17 protein-coding genes are annotated in these 17,948 nt (G+C 72.1%); 13 read left to right on the top strand and 4 right to left on the bottom strand.

The window, feature by feature from the left end:
- Positions 1–26 precede the first annotated feature (26 nt).
- Positions 27–1,640 (top strand): alpha-amylase family protein, encoded by a 1,614-nt coding sequence (locus tag H5965_RS14370; protein WP_310970190.1) that lies wholly within the window; start codon positions 27–29, stop codon positions 1,638–1,640.
- On the opposite strand, the gene H5965_RS14365 is transcribed toward H5965_RS14370, so the two are convergent.
- From H5965_RS14365 to H5965_RS14350, 4 genes are all read right to left on the bottom strand, one after another.
- On the bottom strand, positions 1,630–3,255 hold the full coding sequence (locus tag H5965_RS14365) for a glycoside hydrolase family 13 protein (protein WP_310970189.1): 1,626 nt from the start codon (positions 3,253–3,255) through the stop codon (positions 1,630–1,632). The genes H5965_RS14370 and H5965_RS14365 overlap by 11 nt on opposite strands.
- A 28-nt stretch (positions 3,256–3,283) precedes the next feature.
- On the bottom strand, positions 3,284–4,000 hold the full coding sequence (locus H5965_RS14360) for a DUF2267 domain-containing protein (RefSeq protein ID WP_310970188.1): 717 nt from the start codon (positions 3,998–4,000) through the stop codon (positions 3,284–3,286).
- Positions 4,001–4,242: 242 nt separating this feature from the next.
- Positions 4,243–4,866 (bottom strand): MEDS domain-containing protein, encoded by a 624-nt coding sequence (locus tag H5965_RS14355; protein ID WP_310970187.1) that lies wholly within the window; start codon positions 4,864–4,866, stop codon positions 4,243–4,245.
- Positions 4,867–4,878: 12 nt separating this feature from the next.
- On the bottom strand, positions 4,879–6,570 hold the full coding sequence (locus H5965_RS14350) for a helix-turn-helix domain-containing protein (protein WP_310970185.1): 1,692 nt from the start codon (positions 6,568–6,570) through the stop codon (positions 4,879–4,881).
- A gap of 273 nt (positions 6,571–6,843) precedes the next feature.
- Here H5965_RS14350 and H5965_RS14345 point away from each other — a divergent pair, with 273 nt between their 5' ends.
- Genes H5965_RS14345 through H5965_RS14290 form a run of 12 tightly spaced genes read left to right on the top strand, consistent with a single transcriptional unit; the run spans position 6,844 to position 17,943 of the window.
- Positions 6,844–7,296: an Hsp20/alpha crystallin family protein gene (locus tag H5965_RS14345; RefSeq protein ID WP_310970184.1), complete on the top strand. Its 453-nt coding sequence runs from the start codon at positions 6,844–6,846 to the stop codon at positions 7,294–7,296.
- Positions 7,297–7,306: 10 nt separating this feature from the next.
- Entirely contained in the window at positions 7,307–7,816 is a 510-nt protein-coding gene (locus tag H5965_RS14340) for a general stress protein (protein WP_310970182.1), read from the top strand.
- A complete protein-coding gene (gene dnaK / locus H5965_RS14335) occupies positions 7,816–9,681 on the top strand; it encodes a molecular chaperone DnaK (protein WP_310970181.1) in 1,866 nt (621 codons plus the stop codon). Before H5965_RS14340 ends, dnaK begins: the two co-directional genes overlap by 1 nt.
- A gap of 7 nt (positions 9,682–9,688) precedes the next feature.
- The gene (locus tag H5965_RS14330; RefSeq protein ID WP_310970180.1) at positions 9,689–10,246 is read left to right on the top strand and encodes a nucleotide exchange factor GrpE; all 558 of its coding nucleotides are present in this window, start codon (positions 9,689–9,691) and stop codon (positions 10,244–10,246) included.
- A gap of 6 nt (positions 10,247–10,252) precedes the next feature.
- Positions 10,253–11,158 (top strand): J domain-containing protein, encoded by a 906-nt coding sequence (locus H5965_RS14325; RefSeq protein ID WP_310970179.1) that lies wholly within the window; start codon positions 10,253–10,255, stop codon positions 11,156–11,158.
- Positions 11,158–11,454, top strand: coding sequence for a chaperone modulator CbpM (locus H5965_RS14320; protein WP_310970178.1), 297 nt, complete (start codon positions 11,158–11,160; stop codon positions 11,452–11,454). The genes H5965_RS14325 and H5965_RS14320 overlap by 1 nt, the downstream gene beginning before the upstream one ends.
- The gene (gene clpB / locus H5965_RS14315) at positions 11,445–14,072 is read left to right on the top strand and encodes an ATP-dependent chaperone ClpB (RefSeq protein ID WP_310970176.1); all 2,628 of its coding nucleotides are present in this window, start codon (positions 11,445–11,447) and stop codon (positions 14,070–14,072) included. The genes H5965_RS14320 and clpB overlap by 10 nt, the downstream gene beginning before the upstream one ends.
- Entirely contained in the window at positions 14,069–14,515 is a 447-nt protein-coding gene (gene trxA, locus H5965_RS14310; RefSeq protein ID WP_310970175.1) for a thioredoxin, read from the top strand. The genes clpB and trxA overlap by 4 nt, the downstream gene beginning before the upstream one ends.
- A complete protein-coding gene (locus tag H5965_RS14305; RefSeq protein ID WP_310970174.1) occupies positions 14,512–14,775 on the top strand; it encodes a UBP-type zinc finger domain-containing protein in 264 nt (87 codons plus the stop codon). Before trxA ends, H5965_RS14305 begins: the two co-directional genes overlap by 4 nt.
- On the top strand, positions 14,772–16,472 hold the full coding sequence (locus H5965_RS14300) for an FAD-dependent oxidoreductase (RefSeq protein WP_310970173.1): 1,701 nt from the start codon (positions 14,772–14,774) through the stop codon (positions 16,470–16,472). Before H5965_RS14305 ends, H5965_RS14300 begins: the two co-directional genes overlap by 4 nt.
- A complete protein-coding gene (locus tag H5965_RS14295) occupies positions 16,469–17,008 on the top strand; it encodes an STAS domain-containing protein (protein ID WP_310970172.1) in 540 nt (179 codons plus the stop codon). Before H5965_RS14300 ends, H5965_RS14295 begins: the two co-directional genes overlap by 4 nt.
- Positions 17,005–17,943, top strand: a complete 939-nt coding sequence (locus tag H5965_RS14290) for a PrsW family glutamic-type intramembrane protease (RefSeq protein ID WP_310970171.1) — start codon at positions 17,005–17,007, stop codon at positions 17,941–17,943. The genes H5965_RS14295 and H5965_RS14290 overlap by 4 nt, the downstream gene beginning before the upstream one ends.
- Positions 17,944–17,948 lie beyond the last annotated feature (5 nt).

Genomic DNA, 17,948 nt, shown 5'->3' with positions numbered 1-17,948 from the left:
CGCGGCCGACGGGTAGCCGCCGCACCGTGGATCGGTGGTATCGCAACGGCGTGATCTACTCCCTCGACATCGAGACCTTCCAGGACTCCGACGACGACGGGGTCGGTGACCTGCGCGGGCTCGCCGACCGGCTGGACTACCTCGGGCGGCTCGGGGTGGACACGATCTGGCTCAACCCGTTTCATCCCTCGCCCCGCCGCGACGGCGGCTACGACATCACCGACTACTACGGCATCGATCCGCGCTTCGGCACGCTCGGGGATTTCGCCGAACTGGTGAGCCAGGCCGACGAAGTCGGTATCCGGATCGTGCTCGACCTGGTCGTCAACCACACCAGCGACGAGCACCCGTGGTTCCGGTCGGCCCTCACCGAACGGACGGCACCGCACCACGACTGGTACGTCTGGGCCGACGACGAACCGGCCGACCGGTGGGACGGGTGCGTGTTCCCCGGATCCGAAGAGGAGACCTGGACCTACGCCGAGGCCGTCGGCCGCTGGTACCGGCACCGGTTCTACCGCTTTCAACCCGAGCTCGACGTCGAACACCCGGAGGTCCGCGCCGAGCTGGCCAAGATCGTGACCTTCTGGCTGCGGCTCGGCGTCGCGGGGTTCCGGATCGACGCGGCCCCCTTCCTCATCGAGTCGCGCGGGCGGCGGGACTTCGGGCTGCTGCGGCAGCTGCGGGAAACCGTTTCCTGGCAACGCGGGGACGCCGTGCTGCTCGCCGAGGCGAACGTGCCCGAGGACGAGCTGCTGGAGTACTTCGGCACCGCGGACGACGAGGCCAGCCGCGCGACGATGCTCTTCGACTTCCGGCTCAACCAGGCTCTCATGCTCGGGCTCGCGCGCGGGGACGCCGAACCCGTCCGGGAGCGGCTCCGGCGTTCGCCCCCGCTACCGGGCCAGGCGCAGTGGGCCACCTTCCTGCGCAACCACGACGAGGTCGACCTCGGCGGCCTGTCCGCGGAAGAACGCGCCGACGTGATCGGCCGGTTCGGGCCGGAGCCCCACATGCAGCTCTACGACCGCGGCATCCGGCGCCGGCTGGCCTGCATGCTCGACGGCGACCGGCGGCGCCTGGAACTGGCTTACAGCCTGCTGCTGACCATGCCGGGCAGCCCCGTGCTGCGGTACGGCGACGAGATCGGCATGGGCGAGGACCTGGCGCTGCCGGAACGCACCGCGATCCGCACCCCGATGCAGTGGTCCGACGGGCCCAACGGCGGGTTCTCCCGCGCTCCGGCCGACCAGCTGGTCTCCCCGCCCGTCCAAGGCGGGCCGTTCGGCTTCGAACGGGTCAACGTCCTCGGCCAGCGCCGGGACGCGAACAGCCTGCTGACCTGGTTCGAGCGGGTCCTGCACACCCGCAAGGAGTGCCCGGAGATCGCCGTCGGCACGCACGAACCCGTCGACGGCGGCCCATCGGAGGTGCTGGTGCACCGGGCCGAGACGGCGAAGGGCCGCATGGTGTTCGTGCACAACCTGGGCCCGTCCGCCTGCCGCGTCCGCATCCCGGCCGGGCCGGACGATGTCGCGCTGGCGGTGTTCGAGGACGGCGGCTACGACGACCGGATCGACCCCGCGGACGTGGCCGTCGCCGGCCACGGCTACCGCTGGATCCGCCTCGTCACCGCCTGACCAGCCACGCCGCGGCGTCCACCGGCAACAGGCCTCCCTCCGGCGGCACGCTGGCCAGGAGCACCCGCGCGCCGTCCGGCAGCTCGACGGGCCCGGACGACAGGTTCACCACGCACTCGAAGCCCGGCTCACGCGCGAACGACAGGACTCCCCCCGGCGCGGGCAGCCACGCCATCGTCCCGTCTCCCAGCGCGGGGTGCTCGCGCCGCGCGGCGAGGGCGGCGCGGTACAGGCAGAGCATCGACTGCGGGTCGTCGCGCTGGGCCTGCGCGGTCAGCTCCCGCCACCGGGCCGGCTGCGGCAGCCACGTCGGCACGCCGGCGTCGGTGAAACCGAACGGCGGCGCCGTCCCCGACCACGGCAGTGGCACCCGGCAGCCGTCACGGCCCCGCTGGGTGTGGCCGGAGCGTTCCCACGTCGGATCGGTGAGCACGTCCTCGGGCAGGTCCTCGACCTCTTCCAGCCCCAGCTCCTCGCCCTGGTAGAGGTACGCACCCCCGGGCAGCGCCAGCATCAGCAGCAGCGCCGCCCGGGCCCGCCGCCTGCCCAGCGCGAGGTCGGCAGGCTCGGTCGGGCAGGGGTGGTCCTCGACCCGGGTGTTCGCGCGGCCGAACCGTGTCACGTGCCGGACGACGTCGTGGTTCGACAGCACCCACGTCGCGGGCGCCCCCACCGCGTGCAGGGCCTGCACCGTGCAGTCGATCACCGAACGCAGGGCCCCGGCGTCCCACGAACAGCGCAGGAAGTCGAAGTTGAACGCGGTGTGCAGCTCGTCCGGGCGGACGTAGCACGCCAGCCGCTCCGGTTTCGCGACCCAGGCTTCGGCGACGAACACCCGGTCCGGGCCGAACTCGTCCGCGACCGTGCGCCACGACCGGTAGATCTCGTGCACGCCCTCGAGGTCCCAGTGCGGGTGCCGGGTGCGGTCCGGCGGCCGCATGAGATCTTCGTGGTCGGCGCCCAGATCGGGGAACGCCGGATCCTTCACCAGGCCGTGGGCGACGTCGATGCGGACGCCGTCGACCCCGCGGGAGAACCAGAACCGGAGCAGGTCCTCGAACTCGGCGCGCACGTCGGGGTGGTCCCAGTTCAGGTCCGGTTGCTCCGGGGCGAACAGGTGCAGGTACCACTCGCCGTCCGGCACCCGCCGCCACGCCGGACCGCCGAAGACGCTGCGCCAGTCGGTGGGCGGCAGCTCGCCGCCGTCGCCGCGCCCCGGCCGGAAGTGATACCGCCCCCGTTCGGGCGAACCCGGCCCGGCGGCGAGCGCGGCCTGGAACCACCGATGGCGGTCGGAGGTGTGGTTGGGCACGACGTCGATCAGCAGCCGCAGCCCGGCCCGGTGCACCTCGGCGATCAGCTCGAGCGCGTCCGCGTCGGTCCCGAACAGCGGGTCGACGGCCCGGTGGTCCTCGATGTCGTAGCCGCCGTCGACCATCGGCGAGCGGTACCACGGCGTCGTCCACACGGCGTCCACGCCCAGGTCGGCCAGGTAGCCGAGCCGCGCGCGCAGCCCCGCGAGATCTCCGGTGCCGTCCCCGTTCGAGTCGGCGAAGCTGCGGGGGTAGACCTCGTAAACGACGGCGTCGCGCCACCAGTTCTCGGAGTCGTCCATGGCGTACGGGTATCCGCTTCGGCTCCACTCAACCGGGCCGTCCCCCGGACCCCACCGCGGCGACGGCTTCGTCGATCCGTCCGGCCAGCCACAGATCCGGTTCGGTGACGACTCCGTCACGACCGGTGCGCAGCCGGAACGTCACCCCGCCGTCGGCCGGCTCGACGTGGGCGTGGTCGTTCATCGCCCGCGCCTCCCGCTCGACGCGGTCGACCAGCGGCTTGATCCGGTCGGCGGGCAGCTGCACCGTGCGCTCGATGCCGTGGCGGTCCCCGGTCCACCCGGTCAGGTGACGCAGGCCGCGGGCCACTTCCTCGTCCGACAACCGCGTCGGCACCTCCGGCCGGTGGCTCGCCGCGTCGCGGGGCGACTCGCCCGCCGGGGTGAGCGTCTCGACGACCGCGTGCGGAAGCCGGCCGCGAAGCTCCTCGGCGAGCCCGGGATCGGTCCGGGTGAGCGCGGTGAGGACCGCCTGGGTCAGGTAGCGGCCCCGCTCGGGCGTGGTCCGCAGCCGCCGGGCCACCGCCGCTTCGACGTCGGTGCCCGACTCCAGGTTCGCCGGCCCGGGATCGCGGACGGGCCCGGCCTCGGGACTGGGCAGCCGATCGGCCAGCCACTCACGGCCGGTGTCCGGCAGGCACCGGGCGAACGCGGCCATGACCGCGGCGAGCGCGGCCCTCGCTCCGGCCCGGTCCAGCTCGGCAACGTCTTCGACGGCGGTCAGCCACTTCTCGTGCTGTACCACGGCAGGCTCCTTCCCCGCGGATGCTTTCGCCGTCGCGTACCCGCCGAGCCTCCGTTCACACGAGGGTCGCCGGGGGCAAGTATGTTCTCCCGGTACCGGGAGAGGTCGTCCATGCACAGGATCGCCTGCGGGTAGCGACTGGTGACCTCGTTCAACGCGGCCTCGTACCGGAACGCGACGACCCCGGTCCACCGAGAAGTCCTCCGGCAACAGCAGCGTGGCCCCCGCGGCCCGGCAACCGGTCACGGGGTGTTCCTCCGTTCGAAGCCGGGGTGGTGCCCGTCTTCGGCCGCTGAGCAGTAATAGGGGTTTTCGACGAGCGTCCCGGCCATCCAGACCTTCGGGTGCGCCTTGATCATCGGGATGATCAGGTCGCCGCCGAACAGGTCGAGGTCGTACAGGCACAGGACGACCTGGGGGAACCTTTTCCCCCACGCGGTCACCGCGACCTCTTCGGCGAGGAGGGCATCGATCAGCGCGGAACTCAGCCGGGGCGCGGCCCAGCTCATGTCACCGGCGATGCGCCCGAACGAGTGGTCTCCGGTGGCGAGCTTGCGTCGCGACCAGCCGTCCAGCGTCCCGAACAGCGCGTCGGGTGCGAACTCACCGTCCCGGAGGTGGCCGCCGTCCGGCTCGGTCAGGTCGAGGTCGCCGGCGGCGGCCAGCCGCTCGCGGAAGGTCTCCCGCTCCCCCTCGGCGGCCAGGTAGAGCACGGCGTCCCCCGCCCGCAGGCCCTCGGCGAGGAACGGGACCAGGAGGCGGTCCCGATCGGTCCTGCCGCGGTGGAAGACGCAGAGGTGGTCCCCGGGCGCCAGCGCGACTCCGCCGAAAGTGACCTCGTGCCCGGTCCGGTTCTCCTGGTCCATCGTGGCCTCCGGTCACTCCGATCCGCGCAGCACCTGCCACACCCGGGTGGCGAGGTGCAGGTTCAGCCTGCTGTCCACGTCGTTGAGGTCGAGCTCCGTGATGTCCCGGATCCGGCCGAGCCGGTAGCGCAGCGTGCTCCGGTGGATCATCAGCGCGGCGGCGGTGTCGCCGTAGCTGCCGCCGCATTCGAGGTACTGCGCGAGCGTCGCGACCAGCTCGGCGTTGCGCTGGGCGTCGTAGTCGAGCAGTTTCCCCAGCCACTCGCGGACGAACTCGACGACGTCGGCGTGGTTCTGCCCGGTGTCGAGGATGCGGTAGATCCCGAGCTGGTCGAACGTCGTGACCCCGTTCGGGGTGTGCGAGCCGCGCCGGATCTCGAGCGCCCGCACCGCTTCCGCGTAGGACTTGGGCAACCGCGCCGGGGTGTCGCAGCGGCTGCCGATCCCGATCGCGCCCTCCGCGCCGAGGCTTTCCGACAGCGAGGCGTGCAGTGCCGCACCGTCCGGTGGCCCGGCCACGAGCAGCACGACCGCGCCCGAGTGGCGCGACACGAGCGAGGCAAGCCCGAGCGTCGTCACGGCGCGGGCCGTGGCCTCGGCGACCATGTCCTCGGCGAGCTCACCGGACCAGCGCAGCACGACCACGTGGTGCGGGCGGCGAAGATCGTGCCCGATCGCGTCGGCACGGGCGTAGGCGCTCCCGTCACCGGTTCCGGTGATGAGGTCGTCCACGAGGTCGCGGCGCAGGCGTAGCTCCACCTCGGCCAGGCTGCGCTGGTGCGACAGTTCCAGCGCCAGCACGGTCGAGCCGTACTCGAGCGCGAATACCTCGTCCGTGCCGGCGGTCCGCCCGGGGTCGATCAGGGCGAGCACGCCGAGCACCTCGTGCCGCGGCCGGACGAGGGAGATGAGCCGGTCCTTCACGCGGACCGGCTCGGACAGGGTCGCGGCGTGCCGCAGCAGCTCCTCGCGCCGGTGCACGGCGACCTTCGGGTACGGGTCCGGCCGGCCGGGACCGCCCCACGCGCGCAGGTTGCCGAACCGATCCTCGATCGCCACCGGCAGCGCGGTCAGCTCGTGCAGCGCGTTCGCGATCCCCGGCTCCCCGGCCCCGGACGCCGAGATGGTGGACAGCACGTCGTGCACCTGTGTCTGGCGCTTGAGCCGCTTCACCGACGTCGACAGCTGTTCGTTGAGCTCCCGCAGCGTCACCGACTGCCGCCGTTCCCGTTTGAGCAGAGCGGAGCTGGCCAGCGCCGCGGCGGTCTGCTGGCCGAGCGAGCTGAGCAGGAAGAGTTCATCACGGGAGGGTGACTTCTCGGCCCGGACGACGAGGTTGCCCGTCAGTCCTCCCAGTCCCCGCAGGGCGTAGCACCAGCGCCAGTGGCCGTCGGCCAGTTCGATCCGCCCGCTGTGCCCGCCGAGCTTGCCGACTTCCGCGCCGAGGCCGGGGTACGCCTCTTCCGCACCATCTTGCGGGGTGACCGTGCCGTCCTCGTCGATGAGGTACGCCGCATCGGTTGTGCAACCACTCAGCGACGGCACGGACGTCGCGGCGAGCCGGAGGATGTCCGCCGCTTCGCGGCCGTCGAACATCATCATCGAAATCGCGAATAGGCCGTACAGGTCCGACAACTGGGCACGCCACCAACTGTCCGTTTTGGCTTCGTGGCCGAGCGGAACCGCATCGTTCTCGGGCGTCATTTCCGGCCTCCCCGGCGCCGACCTGCTGTTCGCACCCTACGCCGCCGCGACCTGTTCTGCCGGGACGACAACGCTCCCGGAAATTCGGCCTGCGGGGCGCACGCGGACAGCGGGCTCCTTTGCCACCGTGGAACGCATCGGACAGGCACACCCCGTCGCCGTATGCCGGGCGTGGCACGCAGGAAACGCCTGCCCGCCGGACAATTGAGCGCGAAAATCGGTGCGGATCGGACACTCCCGGCAGGACGGTCCGCACCGGAATGGGACTAGACCATGACCTTGATGCGTTTCGATCCCTTCCGTGATTGGGAACGCCTGAGCGAACAGGTGCTGAGCGGGCGCACGGCACCCCGCGCGATGCCGATGGAAGCGTTCCGCCGTGGTGACGAATTCTGCGTCGCGCTCGACCTGCCCGGAATCGATCCGGACGACGTCGACGTGTCCGTCGAACGCAATGTCGTCACGGTGCGGGCGACCCGCCGGCCTGCTCGCGACGAGAGCGCCGAACTGATCATCGACGAGCGGCCGAAGGGAGAGTTCAGCCGCCAGCTGTTCCTCGGGGACAACCTGGACACCTCCCGGCTGTCGGCCGACTTCGAGCGCGGCGTTCTGACCCTGCGGATCCCGGTGGCCGAGTCGAGCAAACCCCGCCGGGTCGAAATCGGGAACCGCGAAGAGCGACGGCAGCTCACCGACGACCGCACCGAAGAACACGCGAACGCCTAGGAGGCGAGCCATGACCGCACAGCCGGGCGCCACCGCGCCTTCCCCACGCCACGCCCCCGAACGCGTCCCCATCGCTTCCTACGACGACTACCGCGAGGCGGAGCGTGCCGTCGACTACCTGTCCGACCAAGGGTTTCCGGTGCAGCGGACCGCCATCATCGGCCGCGACGTGCAGCTGGTCGAGCAGGTCATCGGCCGGCTCGACTACGGCGGAGCCGCCCTGCGCGGCGCCGGCTCGGGAGCCCTCACCGGGCTCCTGATCGGCTGGCTGTTCGGCCTGTTCAACTGGTTCACCCCCGTCCTCGCCACGCTGACGCTCGCCCTCTACGGGCTCGTCTTCGGCGCGATCGTCGGGGCGGTCTTCGGGCTGGTCGCGCACGCGCTGCAGCGCGGCCGCCGGGACTTCGCGTCGGTCCGGGCGATGGCGCCCTCCCGGTACGAGGTCGTCGCCGACGCCGAAGTCGCCGACGAAGCCCGGGCGCTGCTGGCGAAGCTGCCCCCGGCGCCGGGGGGTGCGTGATGGCCAGGGCAGTCGGCATCGACCTCGGCACGACCAACTCGGTGATCGCCGTCTGGGAAGCGGGTGAGCCGCGGGTCATCCCCAACTCGGAGGGGGCCCGGACGACCCCGTCGGTCGTCGGGTTCACCGAAAGCGGTGAACGGCTGGTCGGGCAGCTCGCCCGCCGCCAGGCGATCCTCAACCCGAAGGGCACCATCTACTCGGCGAAGCGGTTCATCGGCCGCAAGTTCGACGAGGTGTCCGACGAGGCCAAGGCGGTCGGGTTCGACGTCGTCGAGGGCGAGGGCGGCGTCGTCCGCTTCGACATCCGCGGCAAGCTCTACTCGCCGGAGGAGATCAGCGCGCAGGTGCTGCGCAAGCTGGCCGACGACGCGGGCAAGAACCTGGGTGAGCGGGTGACCGAGGCCGTGATCACCGTACCCGCGTACTTCAACGACGCGCAGCGGCAGGCGACCAAGGACGCCGGCAAGATCGCCGGGCTGACCGTCCTGCGGATCATCAACGAGCCGACCGCCGCGGCACTGGCCTACGGGCTGGACTCCCAGCAGCACGAGACCGTGCTGGTCTTCGACCTCGGCGGTGGCACGTTCGACGTGAGCCTGCTCGACGTCGGTGACGGCGTGGTCGAGGTCCGGGCGACCGCGGGCGACAGCCACCTCGGCGGCGACGACTTCGACCGCCGGATCGTGGACTTCCTCGCGGACAAGTTCGCCGCGGACAACGGCATCGACCTGCGGCAGGACGCGCAGGCGTTGCAGCGGCTGTTCGAGGCGGCGGAGAAGGCCAAGGTCGAGCTGTCCTCGGTCGCCCAGACGAGCGTCAATCTGCCGTTCATCACCGCCGACGCGAGCGGGCCGAAACACCTGACCGCCACTGTCCGGCGCTCGGAGTTCGAGCAGATCACCGCCGACCTGGTGGAGCGCTGCCTCGGCCCGGTGCGGCAGGCGATGGCCGACGCCAAGGTCAGCGCGAACGACATCGACGAGGTCATCCTGGTCGGCGGCTCGACCCGGATCCCGGCCGTGCAGAGCCTGGTCCGCCGGCTGACCGGCGGCAAGGACCCGAACATGAGCGTCAACCCGGACGAGGTCGTCGCGCTCGGCGCCGCCGTGCAGGCCGGGGTGCTCAAGGGCGAGGTCAAGGACGTCCTGCTGCTCGACGTCACCCCGCTGTCCCTGGGCGTGGAGACCCGCGGCGGCGTGATGACGAAGATCATCGAGCGGAACACGACGATCCCGGCGCGGCGCACCGAGGTGTTCTCCACCGCGGAGGACAACCAGCCCGCGGTCGACATCGTGGTGCTGCAGGGCGAGCGCGAGCGCGCGGCCGACAACCGGGTGCTCGGGCGGTTCCAGCTCAAGGACATCCGGCCGGCACCGCGCGGCGAGCCGCAGATCGAGGTGACGTTCGACGTCGACGCGAACGGCATCGTCAACGTCACCGCGCGCGACAAGGACACCGGCGCCGAGCAGGGCATCACGATCACCGAGAGCTCGAACCTCGACAAGTCCGAGATCGAACGGATGGTCAGCGAGGCCGAGCGCAACCGCGCCGACGACGAACGCCTGCGCGAGGAGGTCGAGGCGCGCAACCTGCTGGACACCGTCGCGTACCAGGCCGAGAAGGCGATCACGGACCGAACGCCGGCGCACGAGAAGGCCCGCGCCGAGATGCTGATCACCGACGCCCGCGAAGCCGTCCAGTCGAACGCGCCGCTGGACCGGGTGCGCGAGCTGACCTCGGAACTGCAGCAGGTGCTGGCCGGGCTCACCGCGGCCGGGCCGGCCGGCGACGGCGGTCCGCCGCCGCAGCGAGAGCAGTCCGAGGACGACGACGTGATCGACGCCGACTTCGACCGAGCGTGAGGAAACCATGGCCACCACAGGGAAATCCGCGGAGTCGGGGACAGCCGCCGCGGATGCCGCCGGGACGGGCGCGGAACCCCGCCCCCAGGACGCGCCCGTCTCGGCGGCGGGGCAGGACCGGATCCGGGAGCTCGAGGCGAAGGCGGCCGAATGCGAGGACCGCTGGCGCCGGGCGATGGCCGACGCCGACAACACCCGCAAGCGGCACGTGGCGGAGCTGCGCGCCGAGCGGGCGGCCGAACGGGCCCGGGTCGCGGCGGCCTTCCTCCCCGTCATCGACAACCTGGAACTGGCGCTCGCGCACGCCGAGGCCGATCCCACCGCCGTCGTGCAGGGGGTGCTGGCCATCCGCGACCAGGCCGTGCAGCTGCTGACCGGGCTCGGGTACGAGCGCGACGACGAGAGCGGCGTCCCGTTCGACCCGGCCCGGCACGAAGTGGTCGCCGTCGTCGACGAGCCGGGCACCGAACCGAACACGGTGACCCGGGTGGTCCGGCCGGGGTACGGAACCGGTGGCGGGCAGCTGCGGCCGACCGCGGTCACCGTGGCCCAGCCGCGGAGGTGAGGGCCCGTGGCACGGGACTTCTACGCCACGCTCGGCGTCGGCCGGGACGCCGGGCCCGACGAGATCCAGCGGGCGTACCGGAAGCTCGCCCGCGAAAACCACCCGGACGTGAACAAGGACCCGGAGGCCGAGGAACGGTTCCGGGAGATCGGCGAGGCCTACCAGGTGCTGTCCGACCCGGAGCAGCGGCGCAAGTACGACCGGTTCGGCGCGGACTTCCGGCAGGTGCCCGACGACTGGGAGCAGCGCGTCGGCGCCGGTGCCGGACCGCGCGGCGGCCGGGTCCGCCACGCCACCTCCGGCGGTGGGTTCGCAGGGTTCGAGGGCGTCGACATCGAAGACCTCCTCGGCGGCCTCTTCGGCGGCCGGGGACGCGGCGGCCCGGTCCCGGGCGCGGACCAGGAAGCCGAGCTGGAGCTGACCGTCGAGGAGGCCTACCGCGGCGGACGGCGGCACCTGACCATCGGCGGTGACCGCGAATACGACGTCAAGATCCCGCCCGGGGTGCTCGACGGGCAGCGCATCCGGCTGGCCGGGCAGGGCGGGCGCGGCTCCGGCAACGCCGCCCCCGGGGACCTCTACCTCGTCGCCCGGATCCGGCCCGACCGCCGGTACCGCCTGGAAGGGCGGGACATCCACGTCCAGCTTCCCGTGACGCCGTCGGAGGCCGCGCTCGGCGCCACGGTCCCGATCACCACCCCCGGCGGCGAGGTGAAGGCGCGCGTCGCGGCGGGCTCGTCCAGCGGGCGGCGGCTGCGGCTGCGCGGGGAGGGCATGCCGAACCCGAAGGGCAAGCCGGGCGACCTCTACGCCGAGGTCCGGATCATGGTGCCGAAGCGCCCGAGCAAGCGCGAACGCGAGCTGTACGAACAGCTCGCCGCGGTGTCCGACTTCGATCCCAGGAGGACCTGATGGCGCGGTACGTGCTCGTCCGCCCGGCCCGGCTCGACCTCGAGACGGTGGCCGTGCGCAGCGGGCTGCACCCCGAGCTGGTCCGCCGGTTCGCGGCACTCGGCCTGGTGGAGTCGACCCCGGACGCGAACGGGCGCCCGTGCTTCCCCCTGTCCACTGTGGCCAGACTGGCCCGGATCCAGCGGTTGCGCGCCACCCTGTCCCTCAACTACGCCGCGCTCGGGCTGGTGCTCGACCTGCTCGACCGCATCGACGTCCTCGAAGCCCGAGTCAGGAGCCACCGGCGATGGACATGAGCAAGCTGACCCAGAAGTCGCAGGAAGCACTGCAGGAGGCCCAGAACCTCGCGGGACGCCTCGGACACACCGAGACCGACGGCGAACACCTGCTGCTCGCGCTGCTCGACCAGCCCGAAGGGCTCGTCCCGCGGCTGCTCGCGCAGACCGGCGCGGACGTCGACGCGCTGCGCGCCGCGGCCGAAGCGGAGCTGCGTCGCCGGCCGAAGGTGACCGGGCCCGGCGCCTCGCCGGGGCAGGTCTACGTCACCCGGCGGCTGGCCGGGCTGCTCGACACCGCGGAGCGGGAAGCCCGGCGGCTCAAGGACGAGTACGTCTCCGTCGAGCACCTGGTCCTGGCGCTGGCCGAGGAGGGGACGAAGTCGGCGGCCGGGCGGGTCCTGCGCGAGCACGGCGTGACGCGCGAGTCGTTCCTGACCGCGCTGACGAAGATCCGCGGCAACCAGCGCGTCACCTCGGCGACGCCCGAGGGCGCTTACGAGGCGCTGGAGAAGTACGGCCGCGACCTGGTCGCCGACGGGCGCGCCGGCAAGCTGGACCCGGTGATCGGGCGTGATGCCGAGATTCGCCGGGTGGTCCAGATCCTGTCGCGCAAGACGAAGAACAACCCCGTGCTCGTCGGCGATCCCGGCGTCGGCAAGACCGCGATCGTCGAAGGGCTCGCGCAGCGGATCGTGCGCGGCGACGTGCCCGAGGGCCTGCGGGACCGGACGATCTTCTCGCTCGACATGAGCGCGCTGGTGGCCGGGGCCAAGTACCGCGGCGAGTTCGAGGAGCGGCTCAAGGCCGTGCTCGGCGAGGTCACGGCCGCCGCGGGCCGGATCATCCTGTTCGTCGACGAGCTGCACACGATCGTCGGCGCGGGCGCCACCGAAGGCGCGATGGACGCGGGCAACATGCTCAAACCGATGCTGGCCCGCGGTGAGCTGCACATGATCGGCGCCACCACGCTGGACGAGTACCGCAAGCACATCGAGAAGGACGCCGCGCTGGAACGGCGTTTCCAGCCGGTCGTCGTGGACGAACCCGCCGTCGAGGACACCATCTCCATCCTGCGCGGGCTGCGCGAGCGGCTGGAGGTGTTCCACGGCGTCAAGATCCAGGACGGTGCGCTGGTCGCCGCCGCCGTGCTGTCGCACCGCTACATCACCGACCGGTTCCTGCCGGACAAGGCGATCGACCTCGTCGACGAGGCGTGCGCGCGCCTGCGCACGGAAATCGACTCGATGCCCGCCGAGCTCGACGAGCTGACCCGGCGGCTGACGCGGCTGGAGATCGAAGAGGCCGCGCTGGCCAAGGAATCCGACCACGCGAGCAAGGCACGGCTGGAGGAGCTGCGCCGGGAACTGGCGGACCTGCGGGCCGAAACCGACGCCAAGAAGGCGCAGTGGGACGCCGAACGCCAGGCGATCCGGCGGGTGCAGGAGCTGCGGTCGGACCTGGAGCGGGTGCGCCACGAAGCCGAAGAAGCGGAACGGAACTACGACCTCAACCGCGCCGCCGAACTGCGCTACGGCGAGATCCGCGAGCTGGAGCGCCAGCTCGAAGGCGAAGAGGAACGGCTGGCGCGGAAACAGGGCGAGAAGCGGCTGCTGCGCGAGGTCGTCACCGAAGACGAGATCGCCGAGATCGTCTCGCAGTGGACCGGCATCCCGGTCTTCAGGCTGCAGGAAGGCGAGCGCGAAAAGCTGCTGCGCCTCGACGAGATCCTGCACGAGCGGGTCGTCGGGCAGGACGAGGCCGTCCGGCTGGTCGCCGACGCGATCATCCGCGCCCGGTCCGGGATCCGCGACCCGCGCAAGCCGATCGGGTCGTTCATCTTCCTCGGCCCCACCGGGGTCGGGAAGACGGAGCTGGCGAAGTCCCTCGCCGGGGCGTTGTTCGACAGCGAGGACAACATGGTCCGGCTCGACATGAGCGAGTACCAGGAGCGGCACACGGTCTCCCGGCTGCTCGGCGCGCCCCCGGGGTACGTCGGCTACGACGAGGGCGGGCAGCTCACCGAAGCGGTGCGGCGCAAGCCGTACTCGGTGGTGCTGTTCGACGAGATCGAGAAGGCCCACCCGGACGTGTTCAACACGCTGCTGCAGGTGCTCGACGACGGCCGGATCACCGACGCGCAGGGCAGGCTCGTCGACTTCCGCAACACCGTGATCATCATGACCTCCAACATCGGCTCCCAGCACCTGCTCGACGGCGTCACCTCCTCCGGCGAGATCAAGGCGGAGGCACGGGACGCGGTGCTGGCGGAGCTGCGCCACCACTTCCGGCCGGAGTTCCTCAACCGCGTCGACGACATCGTGCTGTTCACCCCGCTGGGCCTGCCGGAGATCGAGCGGATCGTGGACCTGCAGTTCGACCAGCTGCGCAGCCGGCTGGCCGAACAGGGCATCGCGGTCGAGCTCACCGGCGACGCGCGGCGGTTCATCGCCGAGCGCGGGTTCGACCCGGTGTACGGAGCCCGGCCGTTGCGCCGCTACATCTCCCACGAGGTCGAGACGCGGATCGGGCGCGCGCTGCTGCGAGGGGAGCTGGCCGAGGGGCTGACGATCGTGGTCGACGCCGTCGACGGCGACCTGGCCGTCGAGTTCCGCGCCCCGGCAGAGGAGGCGGCGTGAAAACCGTGACCGTCACTTGCGAACACTGCGGCAAGACCAACCGGATCCCCGTCGCCGCCGACGGGTCGCCGAAGTGCGGCCACTGCCACCGGCCGCTGCCGTGGGTGGTCGACGCGGGCGACGACGACTTCGCGGGGATTGCCGAGCAGGCGGGCATCCCGGTGCTCGTCGACCTCTGGGCCACCTGGTGCGGCCCCTGCCGATCGGTGAGCCCGGCGCTGGACCGGCTCGCCCGCGCCCGGGCCGGGAAGGTGAAGCTCGTCAAGGTCGACGTCGACCGGGCGCCGGGAGTGGCGCGCCGGTTCGACGTCATGGCCGTGCCGACGCTCCTCGTGCTCCGCGGCGGCGAGGTCGTCCGGCGGCAGGCGGGCGCGGCCCCGGAAAACGTTCTGCGCGACTGGCTGGACCAAGCGCTCGACTCGCCGGAGGAGGCGAAGACATGACCGCCGTCACCGATCCGCACCTGGCTCTCGTCCGAGACGTGGTGCCCCGCACTCCTCAAGGCTGCGAGGAGTGTCTCGCGGCCGGGACCCCGTGGGTGCACCTGCGGCTGTGCCTGACCTGCGGGCACGTCGGCTGTTGCGACTCGTCGCCGATGAAGCACGCGAGCCGGCACGCCCACGCCATCGGCCATCCCATCGTGCGCTCGTTCGAGCCCGGGGAGAACTGGCGCTGGTGCTATGCGCACGAGGCGTTCGTATGACGCTTTCGGCGCAGGACCTCGTCGAGACTCCGGATCCGCACGGCGCGTTCCCCCGGCTGACCCGGGAGCAGCTCGAAACGCTCTCCACCGCGGGCGAGCGCCGGCCGGTGCGCCCGGGCGAAGTGCTCTACGCGCAAGGGGAACGGACGACGGACTGGTACGTCGTCTTGAGCGGCAAGGTCGCCATCCAGCACCGCGAAGGGGACGACACCAGAACCGTGCGGGTCCACGGGCCAGGGCGGTTCCTCGGCGAACTGGGTCTGCTCGAGGGGCAGCCGTCGTTCTTCACCGCCGTCGCCGCGGAACCCGGCGAGGTGCTCGTCGTCGGAGTCGGCGAGCTGAAGCGGCTGGTGCTCGGCGACCCGGTCCTCGGCGATCTGATCCTGCACGCCTACTTCGTCCGCCGTGCGGTGCTCATCGGCTCCGGAGACGGGCTGCGGATCGTCGGCTCGTGCTATTCACCGGACACCCGGCGGCTGCTGGAGTTCGTGGCCCGCAACCGCCTGCCGTACCGGCTGGACGACCTCGACAAGGACCGCGGCGCCGAAGCGCTGCTGCGCCGGCTCGGCGTCACCGCCGCCGAAACCCCGGTCGTGGTGCTGCCCGGCTCCGGCGTGCTGCGCAACCCCAGCAACACCGAACTGGCGTGCGCGATGGGGCTGCGCCACGAGGAACCCGCGGCGGGTGTGCGCGACGTGCTCGTGGTCGGCGCCGGACCCGGCGGGCTCGCGGCCGTCGTCTACGCCGCGTCCGAAGGACTCACGACGTCGGCGTTCGACGCCGTCGCCGCGGGCGGGCAGGCCGGCACGACGTCGCGGATCGAGAACTACCTCGGTTTCCCGTCCGGGATCTCGGGTGCGGAACTGGCCGAGCGGTCGGTGATCCAGGCGGCCAAGTTCGGGGTCCGGGTCGCCGTCCCGGGCGAGGCGCGCACGCTCGTCCCCCGGGACGGGCTGTACGCGGTGGGCTTCGACGACGGCACCGAGATCGTCACGCGCACGGTGATCATCGCCAGTGGCGCCCGGTACCGGCGCCTGCCCCTGCCGAGGCTCGAACACCTCGAAGGCACGTGCCTCTACTACGCCGCGACCCCGCAGGAGGCCCGGCAGTGCCGGACCGACCCGGTCGCGGTGGTCGGCGGCGGGAACTCCGCGGGACAGGCCGCGGTGTTCCTGGCGGCGACCTCGCCCGTGGTGCACCTGCTGGTGCGCGGCGGCGACCTCGGCAAGGACATGTCGCGCTACCTGGTCGACCAGGTCGGCAGGCACCCGCGGATCCAGGTCCACCTGCACACCGAAGTCCGCGAGGTCGTCGAGGACGGCAAGACGATGTCGGCGGTCGTGACCGAGGACAACCGCACCGGCGAGCGGAACCGGCTCGCCGCCCGTGCGCTGTTCGTCTTCATCGGGGCCGCGCCGCACACCCGCTGGCTGTCGGGCCGCATCGCGCTCGACGAGGACGGGTTCGTGTTCACCGGGGCGGACGCCGACGCGTTCCGGGACGCCGAGGTGTGGCGGGCCCGTCCTCGGGCGCCGTTGCCGCTGGAGACGAGCAGTCCCGGGGTGTTCGCCGTCGGCGACGTCCGGCACGGCTCGGTCAAGCGGGTGGCCTCGGCGGTCGGCGAGGGCGCGATGGCCGTCCGGCTGGTGCACGAACACCTGGCCCACGAAAACCCGACCACCGGAGGATCACCATGACCACCAGGCTCTCCCACCCGCCTGCTTCGCTCGCGGAGCTGGATCAGCTGCTCACCGGCGCGACACCCCCGGACGAGTTCACCATCAGCTCCACTCTGCACCCCGGGCGTTACACCGTCGTGGCGATCGCCGGACGAGCGGACGCGGCGGCGTCACGGACCCTCGCGGGGTACCTGGCCGGGCTGGTGCACGCGGGCTCCCGGTTCTTCGTCGTCGACCTGTCCCGGGTCGAGCACCCCGACGAGGGCTTGCTCGACCTGCTGCGCCGCTTCGGCGGCCGGCTCGCCGCGGCCGGCGGCGCGCTGGAGCTGACCGGGCTGACGCCACCGGTACTGTACGAACTCGACGACGGGCCGCTCGCCGAGGTTTTCGCGCTGTACCGCGTCGATTCCGAGGGCGGCCGGCGGGGCTGGGCGGCACTGCGCTGCCCGCAGGGGTTCGACGGCGTCGCCGAACCCGGCTCACCCGGGCGCTTCCGCGCGTTCGTCGACACCGCGGCCACCGGGCGCGGCGAGCGGTTCGGGAGGCGCCGATGACCACCGCCGGCCGCCGTCCCCGCCGGCGGGCGTGGGCGCGGATCTTCGTGGTCGGCCTGGTGCTGTGGGTGCTGTCGGTGGTGGTGACGTATGCGACCGGCAACCCCAATCTCCTGCCGACGCTGGTGCTGCTGGGCAGTTTCCTGGTGCCGGTGACGTTCGTGGCGTGGGCGTTCGAACGCCGCGACTCCGGGGAGATCACCGCCGAGCTGGTGTTCCGGACCTTCCTCGTCGGCGGGGTGCTCGGCGTTCTCGGCGCGTCGGTGCTGGAGGCCTACCTGCTCTACTCCTCGACGTGGCTGTACCTGTGGGTGGGGTTGATCGAAGAGGCGGTCAAGCTGGTCGCGCTGGCGCTGCTGACGCGCGGGCTGGCCGTGAAGTCCATGCGGGACGGGATCATCCTCGGCGCGACGGTCGGGTTCGGCTTCTCCGCCTTCGAATCCGCGGGCTACGCGCTCACCTCGTTGTTCACCGACCGGGGCCTGTCGCTGACCGATCTGGTCACGACCGAGCTGCTGCGCGGGCTGCTCGCGCCGGTCGGGCACGGGCTGTGGACCGCCATCCTCGGCGGGTTGCTGTTCTCGTGGAGCACGCGCGAGCACTTCGTGCTGAGCCTGCGCCTGGCGCTGGCGTTCCTCGGCGTCGCGCTGCTGCACGCGCTGTGGGACTCGATGTCGGCCATCGCGCTGGTGGTCGCCCTGGTGCTGACCGGGCAGGTGGCGCAATTCGACCCGCGCGGCCTCGTGGTGCCCCCGGAAGACGTGGCGACGGTGTACACCGCGACGACCTGGCTGGGCCAGGGCGTGATCGCGCTGATCGGCGTGCTGTGGCTGCTGGTCCTGATCCGACGGTCGCGGCGGGAGCGCCGGGCCGCGGAACCGCACTGGGCCTACCGCGTCCCGGCCACGCGCACGCCGGCGACCGGACGCTACTGACCGCG

Source organism: Amycolatopsis sp. 505 (assembly GCF_031625235.1).
GTDB lineage: Bacteria > Actinomycetota > Actinomycetes > Mycobacteriales > Pseudonocardiaceae > Amycolatopsis.
Note: the sequence above shows the minus strand (reverse complement) of the source record. Positions and strands in the feature narration are given on the sequence as shown.

What these genes read in the sequence shown, in the direction of transcription:
- H5965_RS14365 (WP_310970189.1), bottom strand. Translation starts at nt 3,255, where the DNA reads ATGGACGACTCCGAGAACTGGTGGCGCGACGCCGTCGTTTACGAGGTC.
- H5965_RS14355 (WP_310970187.1), bottom strand. Translation starts at nt 4,866, where the DNA reads ATGGACCAGGAGAACCGGACCGGGCACGAGGTCACTTTCGGCGGAGTC.
- H5965_RS14350 (WP_310970185.1), bottom strand. Translation starts at nt 6,570, where the DNA reads ATGACGCCCGAGAACGATGCGGTTCCGCTCGGCCACGAAGCCAAAACG.
- H5965_RS14345 (WP_310970184.1), top strand. Translation starts at nt 6,844, where the DNA reads ATGACCTTGATGCGTTTCGATCCCTTCCGTGATTGGGAACGCCTGAGC.
- H5965_RS14340 (WP_310970182.1), top strand. Translation starts at nt 7,307, where the DNA reads ATGACCGCACAGCCGGGCGCCACCGCGCCTTCCCCACGCCACGCCCCC.
- dnaK (WP_310970181.1), top strand. Translation starts at nt 7,816, where the DNA reads ATGGCCAGGGCAGTCGGCATCGACCTCGGCACGACCAACTCGGTGATC.
- H5965_RS14330 (WP_310970180.1), top strand. Translation starts at nt 9,689, where the DNA reads ATGGCCACCACAGGGAAATCCGCGGAGTCGGGGACAGCCGCCGCGGAT.
- H5965_RS14320 (WP_310970178.1), top strand. Translation starts at nt 11,158, where the DNA reads ATGGCGCGGTACGTGCTCGTCCGCCCGGCCCGGCTCGACCTCGAGACG.
- clpB (WP_310970176.1), top strand. Translation starts at nt 11,445, where the DNA reads ATGGACATGAGCAAGCTGACCCAGAAGTCGCAGGAAGCACTGCAGGAG.
- H5965_RS14305 (WP_310970174.1), top strand. Translation starts at nt 14,512, where the DNA reads ATGACCGCCGTCACCGATCCGCACCTGGCTCTCGTCCGAGACGTGGTG.
- H5965_RS14300 (WP_310970173.1), top strand. Translation starts at nt 14,772, where the DNA reads ATGACGCTTTCGGCGCAGGACCTCGTCGAGACTCCGGATCCGCACGGC.
- H5965_RS14295 (WP_310970172.1), top strand. Translation starts at nt 16,469, where the DNA reads ATGACCACCAGGCTCTCCCACCCGCCTGCTTCGCTCGCGGAGCTGGAT.
- H5965_RS14290 (WP_310970171.1), top strand. Translation starts at nt 17,005, where the DNA reads ATGACCACCGCCGGCCGCCGTCCCCGCCGGCGGGCGTGGGCGCGGATC.